At 69.6% G+C, this 14258-nt stretch carries 11 protein-coding genes and 1 tRNA gene; 7 read left to right on the top strand and 5 right to left on the bottom strand.

Annotation, left to right across the window (positions count from 1 at the left end):
• Positions 1-84 precede the first annotated feature (84 nt).
• The 3 genes from LX13_RS00175 (at position 85) to LX13_RS00165 (ending at position 3021) form a co-directional block, all read left to right on the top strand.
• Positions 85-777, top strand: a complete 693-nt coding sequence (locus LX13_RS00175) for a PadR family transcriptional regulator (RefSeq protein WP_253659311.1) — start codon at positions 85-87, stop codon at positions 775-777.
• A complete protein-coding gene (locus LX13_RS00170) occupies positions 774-2303 on the top strand; it encodes an MFS transporter (RefSeq protein ID WP_253659310.1) in 1530 nt (509 codons plus the stop codon). Before LX13_RS00175 ends, LX13_RS00170 begins: the two co-directional genes overlap by 4 nt.
• A gap of 64 nt (positions 2304-2367) precedes the next feature.
• A complete protein-coding gene (locus LX13_RS00165) occupies positions 2368-3021 on the top strand; it encodes a TetR/AcrR family transcriptional regulator (protein WP_253659309.1) in 654 nt (217 codons plus the stop codon).
• Here LX13_RS00165 and LX13_RS00160 read toward each other — a convergent pair.
• Entirely contained in the window at positions 3014-4579 is a 1566-nt protein-coding gene (locus LX13_RS00160) for a molybdopterin-dependent oxidoreductase (RefSeq protein ID WP_253659308.1), read from the bottom strand. The genes LX13_RS00165 and LX13_RS00160 overlap by 8 nt on opposite strands.
• Before the next feature lie 129 nt (positions 4580-4708).
• On the opposite strand from LX13_RS00160, the gene LX13_RS00155 reads away from it, so the two are divergent.
• From LX13_RS00155 to LX13_RS00140, 4 genes are all read left to right on the top strand, one after another.
• Entirely contained in the window at positions 4709-5893 is a 1185-nt protein-coding gene (locus LX13_RS00155; protein WP_253659307.1) for a metallophosphoesterase family protein, read from the top strand.
• Positions 5890-8886, top strand: coding sequence for an AAA family ATPase (locus LX13_RS00150; RefSeq protein WP_253659306.1), 2997 nt, complete (start codon positions 5890-5892; stop codon positions 8884-8886). The genes LX13_RS00155 and LX13_RS00150 overlap by 4 nt, the downstream gene beginning before the upstream one ends.
• A gap of 38 nt (positions 8887-8924) precedes the next feature.
• Positions 8925-8997: transfer RNA gene (locus tag LX13_RS00145), tRNA-Arg, on the top strand.
• A 22-nt stretch (positions 8998-9019) separates the two neighbouring features.
• Positions 9020-10315 carry a glycosyltransferase gene (locus tag LX13_RS00140; RefSeq protein ID WP_253659305.1) on the top strand — a complete coding sequence of 432 codons (1296 nt, stop codon included), beginning with the start codon at positions 9020-9022 and terminating at the stop codon, positions 10313-10315.
• Positions 10316-10363: 48 nt separating this feature from the next.
• Here the strand turns inward: LX13_RS00140 and LX13_RS00135 are convergent, their stop codons facing one another.
• The 4 genes from LX13_RS00135 to LX13_RS00120 all read right to left on the bottom strand — a co-directional run bounded on the left by LX13_RS00135 (position 10364) and on the right by LX13_RS00120 (position 14227).
• Positions 10364-11233 (bottom strand): cyclopropane mycolic acid synthase family methyltransferase, encoded by an 870-nt coding sequence (locus tag LX13_RS00135; protein ID WP_253659304.1) that lies wholly within the window; start codon positions 11231-11233, stop codon positions 10364-10366.
• A gap of 102 nt (positions 11234-11335) precedes the next feature.
• The gene (locus LX13_RS00130) at positions 11336-12355 is read right to left on the bottom strand and encodes a fused (3R)-hydroxyacyl-ACP dehydratase subunits HadA/HadB (RefSeq protein ID WP_253659303.1); all 1020 of its coding nucleotides are present in this window, start codon (positions 12353-12355) and stop codon (positions 11336-11338) included.
• Positions 12356-12544: 189 nt separating this feature from the next.
• On the bottom strand, positions 12545-13300 hold the full coding sequence (locus LX13_RS00125; protein ID WP_253659302.1) for a DUF305 domain-containing protein: 756 nt from the start codon (positions 13298-13300) through the stop codon (positions 12545-12547).
• A gap of 6 nt (positions 13301-13306) precedes the next feature.
• Positions 13307-14227, bottom strand: coding sequence for a thioredoxin-like domain-containing protein (locus LX13_RS00120; RefSeq protein ID WP_253659301.1), 921 nt, complete (start codon positions 14225-14227; stop codon positions 13307-13309).
• Positions 14228-14258: the final 31 nt, after the last annotated feature.

Genomic DNA, 14258 nt, shown 5'->3' with positions numbered 1-14258 from the left:
CGGACACCACTTGCGGTTCGCTGATCGGTCTGCGATTATTCCGTCTGGAATATTCGGGACAGCACTACAGGAACGGGAGGGTCGATGGCGGCCGAACTGACGCCTCTCGCGGTGATGATCCTGGGGTTGACGGCAGAACGTCCGATGCACCCCTACGAGATGGTGCAGACCCTCATCGCTCGCAAAGAGGACCGTTTCGCCAACATCCGCCCGGGCTCGCTCTACCACACCGTCGACCGTCTCCTGGCCCGAGAGATGCTGCAGGTCAACGAGATCGAACGGTCCGGCAATCGTCCCGAGCGGACGGTCTACGCCATCACCGCCGCGGGGTCGCAGGCCCTGCGAGCACGTCTGTCGGCGATGCTCGGCACCCCGACCACCGAGTTCCCCGAGCTCTACCTCGCGCTCGCCGAGTCGCACGAACTGCCGCGCGCGGAGGTGATCGACCTGCTGGATCGGCGGCTCGACGCGATGTCGGACGAGCTGGACTACTACCGCAGCGCACGCACCCAGGCGACCGATCGGGGGGTGTCGGAGATGTTCCTGCTCGACGTCGGCTGTCGCTGCGCGACCCTCACCGCCCAGCTCGACTGGCTGCGGTCGGTCCGCGATCGAATTGTCGACGGCTCGTTGCCCTGGATGGACCACGCCCGTCGCGGCCACGGCGCACCACCGTGTCCCCTGGCGGGCGAGGACTTCTCGGCGATTGTCGGCACCCCGGCGCACCATGCAACCCACACCACCCCCTCCACCCACACGGAAGACGTGACGACATGACCGACACCACCAGTGCTCCGCCGGCGTTCAAGCCGGTGACCGACCGCCCGTGGGCCGCGCTCGGCGCGCTCTGCCTCGGGTTCTTCATGATCCTGGTCGACATGACGATCGTCGCGGTCGCGCAGCCGAAGATCCAGGAGGGACTCGACACCGACTTCAACGGCGTCATCTGGGTCACCAGCGCCTACCTCCTGACCTACGCCGTGCCCCTGCTCATCACCGGGCGCCTCGGAGATCGCTTCGGCCCCAAGCTGATGTACCAGGCCGGCCTGGTCGTCTTCACCATCGCCAGCGTGTGGTGCGGACTCTCCGGGTCGATCGGGGAGCTGATCGCGGCGCGTGCGCTGCAGGGCATCGGCGCGGCCCTGATCACCCCGCAGACGATGTCGCTCATCACCCGGATGTTCCCGGCCGAACGCCGCGGCGCGGCCATGGGTGTCTGGGGCACCGTCGCCGGTGTCGCCACGCTGGTCGGACCACTGCTCGGTGGCGTCCTCGTCGACAGCCTCGGGTGGGAGTGGATCTTCTTCATCAACGTGCCCGTCGGCATCATCGGCGTGGTCCTGGCGTGGTGGCTGGTCCCGACCGTGGACACGCGGGTCCGTCAGTTCGACGTCGTGGGCGTGGTGCTGAGCGCAGTGGGATTGAGCGCCTTGGTGTTCGGTATCCAGGACGGCGAGAAGTACGACTGGGCGGCGTGGATCTGGGTTCTCGTCGGCGGAGGTGTCGCGGTGATCGGGGTGTTCGTCTGGTGGCAGTCGAAGATCCGTACCGAACCACTCGTCCCGCTGTCGCTGTTCCGCGACCGCAACTTCTCGCTCTCCAACGTCGGCATCGCGGCCATGGGTTTCGCGACGTCCGGGTTGATGGTCCCGATGATGTTCTACCTCCAGCTCGTCGGCGGGATGACCCCGACGCAGTCGGCCCTGGTCCTGGTACCGATGGCGCTCATCACCGGGGTGCTCGCGCCGTTCGTCGGCCGCATGGTCGACACGACCCATCCGCGCTACATCATCGGATCCGGCCTGTTGCTCAACGCCATCGCGATCGGTTGGCTGGGCATGATCGCCCGGCCGGACACCCCCGTGTGGATGCTGCTCCTGCCCGTCAGCCTGATGGGTCTGGCGAGCGCCGGGATCTGGGCGCCGTTGGCGGCCACCGCGAACCGCAACCTCCCCATGGCGCAGGCCGGGGCCGGGGCCGGGGTCTACAACACGATGCGAGTCGTGGGATCGGTGCTCGGCAGCGCGGCCGTCGGCGCGCTCCTGCAGACCCGTCTCGCCGCCGAACTGCCCGGCGTCGGCGGCGCCGTGCCCCATGACGTCGACCGGCTGCCCGCCTTCCTGCGTGACGGATTCGCGACCGCGATGGGCCAGGCCATCTACCTGCCCGCCGCGGTCCTGCTCCTGGGCGTCGTGGCGGCCGTGTTCCTGGCCCGCCCCCGGCACCTGGGGTCCCCGCCCGCCGCGGTCGCGGAGACGCCGACCACACCCGTGGCGCAGTCGGTTCCGGCGCCGACGGCCTGAGCCGACCGGGGGCGGCGTCGCCCCTGGTTGACGTGCCCTTCGGCAGTCGGTTGTACTTGCAACCATGTTGTCGAGACTGACCATCGGCGAGCGGCGCGATCAACTCGTCGAGTGTGCGCTGGGGCTGGCGCAACGGTCGGGGATGAACTCGGTGACCGTGCGTGCGGTGGCCGAGGAGGCCGGGGTGTCCCTCGGTGTCGTGCACTACTGCTTCGCCAACAAGGACGAGCTGATGGCGGCGATGGTCGAACGCGCCGTGGCGACGCACCTGCAGGCGTTCCTCACCATCGAGCAGAGCCCGGACGATCGGAGCGAGATCCGCACGGGCAGTGCGGCTCTGCGCACGATGCTGTCGGACACCCTCGCCTCGGCGCTGATGCTGGCGCGTGATCACCCGCAGCGGTGGCTGGTCCTCATCGAGTCGACGGTGGTGTCGTTGCGGGCGCCCGACTCATCCGGGTCGGCGTCGGCCGCCCTGCGGCAGAACGCCCTGGCCGAGCAGTACGGTCTGCAGTTCCTGAACGAACTCGGGGCGCGCAGCGCGATGACGTTCGACGGGAACGAACGCGACGTGGTTCGTGGTGCGCTGCAACTGATCTACGGGATGATCCAGTGGTGGTTGGTCGACCGCGACGACGAGGCCGCGACCCGCTCGCTCGACCTGCTCGCGGGCTGGATCACCGATCGTGCGACCCCGGTGGTCGCGGTCCTCAACTGACCGAGACGTCGATGGTGTGCAATCCGGTCGACCCGTCGGGGTCCGGCCGCGACACGACCGCGGACTGCTGCCGGCCCTCGCCGTCGATCGCGCGGACGGTCAGGGTGTGGTCGCCGGAGGTCGCGTCCCAGTCCCAGCTCCACAGCCGCCACGTGTCGATGTTGTCCGGGGCCAGCAGTCGCGCGCTCTGCCACGGCCCGTCGTCGACCTGCACCTGCACGGCGTTGATCCCCCGGGGCTGCGCCCAGGCGACACCGCCGACGGCCACGCGGCCGGCGTTCACCGTCGCGGAGTCGCGGGGGACGTCGATCCGTGAGCTGGTCTTGATCGGCCCCTTCTCCGACCACCCGCGTGTCGACCAGTACGCCTTGGCGCGGTCGAAACGGGTGACCTCGAGCGACACAACCCATTTGGTCGCCGACACGTAGCCGTAGAGCCCGGGGACCACCATGCGTGCCGGGTATCCGTGCTCGATGGGCAGCGGCGTGCCGTTCATGGCCACGGCCAGCAACGAGTCGCGGTCGTCGGTCAGTGCCTCGATCGGGGTGCCCGCGGTGAATCCGTCGGAGCTGGTCGAGAGCACCATGTCGGCGTCGTCGGACGGGCCCGCCATGGCGAGCAGGTCGCGCAGGCGGTAGCCGGTCCAGGTCGCGTTGCCGATCAGGTCGCCGCCGACCTCGTTGGACACGCAGGTCAGGGTGACCATCTTCTCGATGGCCGGCATGCGGCGCAGCGACGCCATGTCGATCCGCACCTCGCGGTCGACCATGCCGTGGATCCGCAGAGACCAGGCGCCGCTGGTGAGCTGCGGCGGCTGCAACGCCGTGTCGATCCGGTAGAAGTCGCTGTTGTCGGTGACGAACGGGGTCGCGCCCCCGTCGTCGTCCGCGGACTGGTCGATGGTGTTGACCGCCCGGGGCACCGAGAACGCCGAGCGATCCCGGCTGACGTCGTTGAAGAAATGGTCGAGCGCGCTGCCCGCGACCCCGGTGACCACCGCGGCGGCACCCCCCCCGGATGCCCCGAGCAGGAACGCGCGCCGATCCGGTCCCTGTTCGGCATCCCCGCTGTCGGTCTCCCCGGTGGCGGGGGAGTCCAGCCGGACCGCCATCACACGCAGGAAGGTGATGCCCGCGGCCACACCGAGGACCGTGGGCAGGAACCACCAGACCCCTGCGGCCGGTCGCGTCACCGCCGCGGCCACACCGAGTGCCCCGAACGCGGCGAACAGCGCCGACCCCCACCGGCGTCGCGACGTCTCCAGCACACCGGCGAGGACCGCCAACAGCGCGACGATCACCCCCATCCCGACGAGCAGGGCGGTCTTGTCGCCGGTGCCGAAGGTGCTGATGGCGGATTCGCGAACCGGCTTGGGCGTCAGGTCGATCACCGCGGAACCCACCGCGAACAACGGTGCCGCCGCACGGTCGAACACCGCGGCCACCAGCTGTCCCACGCCGACCGTCAGCCCGGCGGCGACGATCCCGTTCACCGCGCGCAGAACCGTCACCGGCGGGCGCGGCTGCGTGGGGGTCGGGGTCTCCTGGACTGATGTCACCTGATCCAGTATCCACACGACGCCCACCCGAGTGATGAACGATCGTTCATCGCCGGATGTGATGAGGCCGCGCACGGCACGCCGCCGTCGGGTCCCGACTCTGTCGGGGCCCGGTCGTACGGTTCTCTCATGCGCATCCTGCACACCTCCGACTGGCACATCGGTCGGACCTTCCACGGCGTGGACCTGCTGGAGGATCAGCGGCGTGCGCTGATCGGACTGGCCGATCTCGTGGCGGCGGAGTCGATCGACGTGGTGGCGGTGGCGGGCGATGTCTATGACCGGTCGGTGCCCAGCGCGGACGCGGTGACGGTCTACGACGCCGTGCTGGAGGCCATCCGCGCGGCCGGCGCCCAGATCGTCGTGACGTCGGGCAACCACGATTCGCCGACGCGCCTCGGCGCCGGTTCGGGTTTCGCCGCTGCCGGTGGGCTGTACCTGCGCACCTCGGTGGCGGGCATCGCCGATCCGGTGGTCATCGCCGACGAGCACGGTGAGGTGGCGTTCTACGGGATCCCCTACCTGGAGCCGGACGTGACGCGGGCCGCGCTCGGTGTGCCGCAGGCGCGTAGTCATTCCGAGGTGCTCGACGCCGCGATGGGGCGGGTCCGTGAGCATTTGGCAACGCAGCCGCGCCGATCGGTCGTGCTCGCCCATGCCTTCGTGGTGGGTGCCGTCGCGACCGGATCGGAGCGGTCGATCTCGGTGGGCGGGGTCGAAACCGTTGCCGCGGCCACGTTCTCGGGGGCCGACTACGTCGCCCTGGGGCATCTGCACTCACCCCAGACCGTCACCGAAACCGTGCGCTACAGCGGATCGCCGCTGCCCTACTCCTTCGGAGAACGCACCCACGACAAGGGCGTCTGGATCATCGATCTCGACGCGGACGGGGTGTCGGGGATACGTCCGGTCCGACTGCCGCTCGTGCGGGGGCTCAGCCGTCTGACCGGCACCCTGTCCGATCTCGTCACCGCGCCCGACCACGCAGGCGCCGAGGACCACTACGTGGAGGCCATCCTGACCGATGTCCTGCGGCCGACCGACGCGATGCGCACGTTGCGGGAACGGTTTCCGCTGGCGGTGCACGTCGAGTGGCAGAGCCCACGCGTCGAGGCCGGGATCGACTACCGCGACCGGATCCGGGGCCGGTCCGACAGCGAGATCGTCGCGTCCTTCGTCACCGACGTCCGCAGTGAACCGAGCGCACGCGAACTGTTGCTGCTCGACTCCGCCGTCCGTGCCGTCGGCGGTGACGCCGAGACCGGACCCACCGAGCTGATGCTGTTCGACGTCGGATCCGAGCTCACGGCGTGAAGCTGCACTCACTGCAGATGCACGCGTTCGGGCCGTTCGCGGCCGACGCCGAGGTCGATTTCGACGCTCTCGGTGTCGACGGTCTGTTTCTCCTGCACGGTCAGACCGGGGCGGGCAAGACCACGGTGCTCGACGCCGTCGCGTTCGCCCTGTTCGGTCGCGTCCCCGGCGCCCGCGACGACGGTCGTCGATTGTTGTCCGATCACGCGATACCCGGTGACTCGCCGTCGGTCACGCTCGAGGCCACCATCGGCGGCCGACGACTCCGGGTGACCCGCAGTCCCGAACACCATCGGACCAAGAAGCGCGGCACCGGGCTGACCAAGGTGAACGCGGCAGGCACCCTGGCCTGGGTCGACGGATCGGGCCCGAACCTCGCGAGGCTGCCCGAGATAGGTGAGGTGATCACCCGCATCCTCGGGATGAGCGCCGACCAGTTCTTCCAGGTCGTGTTGCTCCCGCAGGGGGAGTTCGCGCGTTTCCTGCGCGCCTCGACCGACGACCGGGAACGGCTGCTCGAGCGACTGTTCGAGACCGAGCGCTTCAACGACCTCGAGGGGTGGTTGCGCGAGCGGGCACGAACCAGCCGCGCCGAGCTCGAGGACAAGGGCCAGGCGGTGGACCGTCTGGCGGGCCAGATAGCCGTGGTGGCCGACACCCCGCAGCCGGTCGAACCCGACTTCGACTGGGCGCAGGGACTTCTCGACTCCGCCCGCGCCGAGGTCGCCGCCGCCGCGGACGCTCTGGACACGACCCGGGAGTCGGCGCGGGCGGCCGACCGCGCGCACGCCGACGCGCGGCATGTCCACGAACTGCACCGACGAGGCCGAACCGCGCAGGCGCAACTCGCCGCGCTCGAGGCGGAACAGGCGACGATCGCCTCCGCGCAGACCATGATCGACGCCGCACGCCGCGCCGAGCCGGTACGCGCGGTGGCCGCCGAACACGAACGTGCACAACAGGAGTGCAACCGTGCGACCTCTGCCCGGGAGCAGGCGCACGCCCGACTCGCGGCCACCGACGACGGCGCGGCGCTCGCGCGCAGCCTGTCGTGGCCCCCCGCGCCCACCGACCGCGCCATGATCGAGGACGCGATGGAGCGCTGGACCGCGGAGTCCGGGCGTCTCGAACCGCTGGAGAAGCGGGTCGGTGATCGCCCCGACCTCCTGCGGTCGATCGACGACATCACCGCGGCCCGCGTGCGGGCCGACGAACAGATCGTCTCCGTCGACGAGGCGGTGGAGTCGGCGCCGCGTCGACGCGCCGAATCGGAGAAGGCCTTGGCGGTGGCCGTCGCGGCGAGCGCCCGACTGCCCCAGCTGCGCACCGAGGCCGCGGCAGCCGAGGTGGCCCGGACCGCGCACGCCCGACTCGAGCGCCTCGACGCCGACGCCGAGCGCGCACGTACACAGGTCGCGTCCTACCGTGATCGCCATCACGTGGCCCGCGAGCGTGTGCTGGACCTGCGGGAACGCCGCATCGCGGGGATGGCCGCGGAGTTGTCGGCCGGTCTGCGCGACGGTGATCCCTGCGCGGTGTGCGGCGCCACGGAACACCCGGCACCCGCGGTGACCGCGGCCGAGCACGTACGCGAACAGGACGAGTTCGACGCACGCGCCGAAGAGAGGGCCTGCGAGACAGACCGCACCACCGCCGAGCGCGCTCTGGCCGCCATCGAGACCGATCGTGCGCTGTGGCACGAGCGCACGGGTGGCGTCACCGCCGACGAGGCGACCGCGGAGGTGGACCGGATCGCCGGCGAACGTCGCCGCGTCTCCCAGGAGGCACACGCCGAGGCGATGATTCGCGCCGACATCGCCGCGCTCGACGCCGACACCGAGCGACTGCGCACCGACCGGACCGCTCTGCAGACCCGCGTCGTCGAACTCCGCGAACGCGGGGCGCACCTGAATCAGCGGCTCGCCGATCTCGACGTCGAGACGGCGCAGGCAACTGACGGCACGACCACCGTCGGCGACCGCCGACGAGCGCTCGTCGGCGTGTGCGCCGCGCTTGCCGCGGTCCGCGAGACCCGGTCAGACGCTGCGGCCGCGGACGACCGCGTGCGCGACTGCACGACGCGCCTCGAGGATCTGCTCGGCGAGACCGGTTTCGACTCCGTCACCGCGGCCCGCGCTGCGCTGCTGGCGCCGGCCGAGATCACCCGCTTCGAGAAGCAGGTCCGACAGGCCTCCGACATCCGGGCCGCGGCACAGGCGACGGTCGAGGACCCCGAGGTCGCCCGGGTCATCGGCACCGACCGTCCCGACCTCGACCGGCTCGAGGTCGAGCGGGTCGATGCCACCGCGGCGGCGACGTCGTCCGCGACGCGCCACGCGGGCGCCGTCGCGACGGCCGCGAAACTCGAACCCCTCTGCACCGACTTCTGGTCGGCGATGTCGGTGCTCGCGCCGGCGGTCGCGCGCGACGCCGAACTGCAGGGTCTCGCCGAGTTGGTGGCGGGCCGCGGTCAGAACTCGCGGCGGATGTCGCTGCGGTCCTATGTGCTCGCCGCCCGCCTCGAGGAGGTGATCCTCGCCGCGTCGTTCCGTCTCCGTCAGATGTCATCGGGCCGTTACGAGTTCGCGCATTCCGATGCTGCCGCGTCGCGAGGTCGCCGATCGGGTCTGGGTATCGAGATCCGCGACGAGTACACCGGCGCCGTCCGCCCGGCGAACACCCTGTCCGGTGGTGAGACGTTCTTCGCGTCGCTCGCGCTCGCGCTGGGCCTGGCCGACGTGGTCTCCGCCGAGTCCGGCGGCCGCGTCCTCGACACCATCTTCATCGACGAGGGTTTCGGCACGCTCGATCCCGAGGCGCTCGACCTGGTCATGGGTGTCCTCGACGAGTTGCGCTCCGGCGGACGGGTCGTCGGGGTCGTGAGCCACGTCGACGAGATGCGTGCGCGAATCCCCGCGCAGTTGCGGGTGATTCGCGGCGAAGGCGGGTCGGCGCTGCAGATGATCGGCACCTCCGCCCAGCGGTTTGGGTGAGTGACGAGCCGTGCGATAGTCTGGCTCTCGCCCGTCGAGCCCCCGTAGCTCAGGGGATAGAGCGTCCGCCTCCGGAGCGGAAGGCCGCAGGTTCGAATCCTGCCGGGGGCACACATCCCACTAATCTGGCCACATGAAGTTGGCACTGTCCTTCTACGGCAGCAGGGGCGATATCCAGCCGGGCGTGTGCCTGGGCCACGAACTCGCCCGACGCGGTCACTCCGTCACGATGCTGGTCCCACCCAACTACGTGTCGTTCGCCGCATCCATGGGGCTCGCGGCGCGGCCCATCGGTCTGGACAGCGAGTCGTACTGGGAGAGCGATCGATCCCGTGAGCTGTTGGCCACCCGCAACCCGGTGCGCAAACTGCGGTTGGCCCAGCAACAGGTCGCCGAGGGGTTCGCCCGGTTCGACGCCGATCTCGCCGAGACCGTCACCGACCTGGCCGCCGAGACCGGGGTGGACGGGCTGATCAGCGGGCCGCTGGGACAGGAGCGCATCCACGCCCTCGCCGAGCACCTCGGGGTGCCGATGGCCACCATGCGGTTCTGCGCCATGTCGGAGAACGGGGCCATCGGCGCGATCCCCACCTCACGCGCCCTCCCGGCAGCGGTCAACCGGGCCTCGTGGCGCACCGCCGACGCCATCACGTGGACCTTCGGCAAGGGACCGGAGAACCGGTTCCGGGCGCGCCTGGGGCTGCCCGCCGCCCGGCAACGACTCCCACATCGCCTGCAGCGCGACGAAGTCGTCCAGTTGCAGGCCTACGACCCGGTCTTCTTCCCCGGTCTGGAACGGGAATGGGGCAGCGAACGCCCACTCGTCGGCTTCCTGGACCTGCCCGCCGACGAACGGGCGGCGGTGGGCGAGGACGTCGCCACCGACAGCCCGCTGTGGGCGTGGCTCGACGCCGGACCACCGCCGGTGTACATCGCGTTCGGCAGTGCGCCCCTGTCCGATCCCGACGCCGTCCACGCCGCGATCGGGGAGACGGCCCGTGCCCTGGGTGTCCGAGCTCTGGTCGGCGCACGGGGTCGCACCGAGGGGGTGGCCCCCGGCGATGACGCCGTCTTCGTCGCGGGTCGAATGAACCACGCGACGGTGCTGCCACGGTGTCGCGCGGCCGTGCATCACGGGGGAGCGGGGACCACCGCGGCCACCGTCCGCGCCGGCCTGCCGACCATGGTCGCCTCCGCCGGGGCCGATCAGGCCCACTGGGGCGCGGCGGTCACCCGACTCGGGATCGGCACGTCGACGCGGCTGTCCCGGCTCGACACGACGACTCTCACCGATGGTCTGGAGGTGCTGTTGCGACCGGACACCATCCGGCGCGCGGAGGCGGTCGGGGCGCAGATGATCGAACCCGCCGCGGCCGTCAGCACGGCTGCCAACGCAGTCGAGTCGGCGTTCACACGGACGACCGTGTGAACGCCGACTCGATGGTCGTGCGTCGGGGCGATGTGCCCCGGGTGGGTGTCAGCCCTTGACGCAGGTGAACTGCATGACGTCGATCATGTCCTTGCGGAACGACGCGGCGCAGCCACTCAAGTACTTGACGTAGGTGTTGTAGTTGGCGCGGCCACACAGCTCGATGGCCTTGTCACGGTTCTCGCCGAGGGCCTTGCTCCACGCGTCGAGGGTGCGGGCGTAGTGCAACTGCAGCGGCTGGATCTTCTCGACGGTGAACCCGGCGTTGGTCGCGCCGTCGGTCACCTGCTTGGGCAGCGGGAGCTGACCGCCGGGGAAGATCTCGGTAGCGATGAACCGCAGGAACGCGAAGTCGTCCTTGCCGATCTTGTTGCCGGTCTCGTGGTGGTGCGACAGGCCGTAGGCGGTGATGGTGTGCAGCAGCATCTTGCCGTCGTCGGGCAGCGCGTTGTACGCGAAGTCGAAGAACTGCTTGTGACGCTCGAAGCGGAAGTGCTCGAAGGCGCCGATCGACACGATGCGGTCGACCTTGCCGTCGAACTCTTCCCAGCCCTGCAGACGGATGTCGCCGGACAGGCCGGTCTCGGCCGCCTTGTCCTCGACGAGCTTCTTGACGTGGCCGTACTGGTTCTTGCTGAGGGTGAGTCCGATGACGTTCACGCCGTACTTCTCCATGGCCCGCAGGGCGGTGGCGCCCCAGCCGCAGCCGACGTCGAGCAGCGTCATACCCGGCTCGAGGCCGAGCTTGCCCAGCGACAGATCGATCTTCGCGATCTGGGCCTCGTTGAGGCTGTAGTCCTCTTTTTCGAAGTACGCACAGCTGTAGGTGCGGGACTCGTCGAGGAAGAGTGCGAAGAAATCATCGCTCAGGTCGTAGTGGGCCTGGACGTCCTCGAAAAACGGCGTTTCGGTGGTCAAAACGGAACCTCTCTGGTGTGGACACCCCGGCGACGATGCCGGTGCGTCATGGGTGTGGCTCTGTGGTGCTGACTGGGTTATCGGTTCATTCGAAAGCGCGGTTCATCTCAACTGCACCGTGGCAACCGCGCGCCCGAATATCCGCTTGCCCCGGAAGGTCGCCTGGATCGCGATGGTCGCCGTCTTCGCCTCGCTGTCCAGCGATTTGACCCGGCCAGTGTATTCGACCTCGGCCGGGGCGTCATCGGCCACGTAGGCGATGCCGGTGAATCGGACGCGATAGTCGCGCATCGCGGCCGGGTCGCCGAGCCATGAGGTCACGAAACCCGATCCCATGCCCATGGTCAACATGCCGTGGGCGATGGTCGTCTCGAGTCCGATGATCTCGGCGACCCGATCGCTCCAGTGGATGGGGTTGTAGTCGGCGGAGATGCCCGAGTAGTTCACCAGGTCGCCGCGGCGCAGCGTGATGGTGGTGGTGGGCAGTTCGTCGCCGACCGCGAGGTCGTCGAAGGTCGGGACGGACGGGTCGAGCGGCTTGTCCCAGGCGATGTCGGTGAACGACGGTTCGCCGTCGATCTCGCTCCACGACGTCGTCGTCGGTGCGACGAAGTCGCCCATCATGACGTCGGTGAGTGCGGCGTTGAGTGCCGGCTCGGTCTGCGCCCCGCGGCGGCCGGCCGCGGTGGTCTGCAGGGTCTGGATCAACTCGTCGTGCTCGTTGACCAGGAGTCCGGAGACGGTGATGGTGTCGCCGCCCGCCTTCTGACGGATCGGGGCGAGGCCCATGATCAGACGGAGACGGTCGCCCGCATGCAACGGACGGTGGTACGTGAACACCTGATCGGTCTGCACGAACGCGCTGGTGTCGTATTCGGTGAGGACGTTCTCCATCAGCCAGTTGAGGCCGGTCCCGGCGAGTCGGGCGGTGAAGGTGAGCGGCGCGACGAGCGACGTGTGGCCGCGTTTCGCGGCGAACTCGTCGTCCCAGTGCACGAGATGCGCGTCCTTCATCGAGCGCGCGAACTCGCGGATCTCCTCACGGCCGATCTGGTAGTGATCGGACGGCTCGTAGTACTGCGTCCAATCCCGATCGGCGGAGCTGACGTCGGCGGCCTTCACGACGCGCCCTCGACGCAGGTCGTCGGCTCGTGCGGACGGAACGGACTCAAAATACCCCCAGGTGCCGGTGATCTCGGTGGACGACGGTGTGCCGGCTGCTGCACACACACGCCCGACATACTTGCACATCCTGTGACGTGGCCTACTCGACGGTTAGCAATCCTCAATGATTTCGAGGGCCGCCGAAGGTCAGTTCATCGGAAGCTGGCTGCCACCACGCTCGGCGAGCATCTTCGCGAGGGTGTCGGCCTCGTTGGTCTGGATGTTGATCATCTGCTGCGCCAACTCCCGGACGTAGGGCTCGGAGACATGGTCCTTGTCGACCGCGTACTCCATCATCGGCAGACCCCCGCGGTGGTGTCGCAACATCAACTGGAGGAAGTCGATGTCCACGGCGGCGCCCCGCAACGACTGCAGGGTCGCCATCTCCGATGCGGTGGCCATGCCGGGCATCAGTGGGGTGCTGACCCCGTTGCCCGCGGTCATCTGCGCGGCCGACATCTGGCCCATCGACCCCGCGTGGTCGTGACCGTCGGAGGACATCCAGGTCATCGCGGTTCCCGGGTTGTCCAACGGCTGGTCCCACCGCGTCAGCCAGGACTGCATCTGACCCATCTGGTTGGTCTGCTGGGTGAGGATGTCGTAGGCCAGCGCCCGCACCTCCGGCGACTGCGCCTGCGTCAACGCGACCTTCGCCATCGCCACGCCCTGGGAATGGTGGGTCGACATGTCCTGTGCGAACCCGACGGCCGCCGAATCCGCCGCCGGGCGGTCGGTCCCACCGCCGCCGGTGCGGATCATGAGCCCGATCGCGACACCGACCAGCAGGAGAGCGACCGCGCCGAGGACCAGCAGCGCGGGCAGCTGTCGCTGCAGTGGGGAGCGTCGGTCGGACCGCTCCGGGGCATCGGAGGGCATGCGGTCGGTGGAGGCGTCGGTCGACATGTCGGATCAGCCCGCCGGAGCCGGGGTGGGAGCCGGGGCAGCGGGTGCGGTCGCGGCGCCCGAAGTCGTCGGCGCGGCGGGCACGCCGGCCTCGTTCGTGGCCTGCTGGGTGCCCTCACCGGACATCGGGACCGCGTTCGCCGGAACCGGACCGGAGTCGGCGGGCGGCGGGTTGCTCGGATCGAAGCCCTGTCCGACGAGCGCGTCACAGGTGGCGCCCACCTCGGGGTACGCCGACTGCTGCGGCTGGCCCGGGTAGACGTTGGTCTGCGAATTGCGGCGCAGGGCGGTGATGAACTCGTCGACGCGGCTGTCGCCCGCCGAGTCGAGCTTGAGCTGATGGCCCCACGACTGCAGCGAGATCGGGCTGCTCAGACCCGGGTACGGCGAGAGCAGGATGTACTGCTGTCCCTCGACCTTGCTCTTGAGCTTGTCGAGATCGCCCGAGGCGATGGTCTCTGGGTTGTAGGTGATCCAGATCGACCCGTGCTCGAGCGCGTGCACGGCGTTCTCCGAGCGCAGCGGGTTCGGGTAGACGATCCCGGTACAGGTCGCCCAGATCGCGTCATGTGGCCCACCGAACGGCGGCGACTGGTCGTAGGCGACTCGCTGGGTGGGTGCGACGTGCTGCCCGGCCGGGTAGAACACCTTGGTCACGCCGTTGATGTCGTCGGACGGATCGGGGTTCGAGGCGCTCGGGACGAACTTCTGGGCCTCTTCGCGGTCGATGTACTTCGGCGCGAGGTAGGCGGCGAGGGCTCCGACGATGATGAGCACCACCACCACGGCCCCGACGGTCATCCACGGGACCTGCCTGCGGCCGCCCGCCGTGACCGAGGGAACGGTGCCGGGCTTGGCGGGACGCTTGCCGCGTCCGGGCTTCTTCGCCGGACGCTTCTGCGCGGGCCGGGGGTCCTCGGGGGCCATCAGTACCTTTCTTCACGGTTGCGCCGCACAG

It is taken from the genome of Williamsia maris, assembly GCF_024171815.1.
GTDB lineage: Bacteria > Actinomycetota > Actinomycetes > Mycobacteriales > Mycobacteriaceae > Williamsia_A > Williamsia_A maris.
The sequence above is the reverse complement of the archived record's forward strand: the minus strand, read 5'-3'. Positions and strand labels throughout refer to the sequence as shown.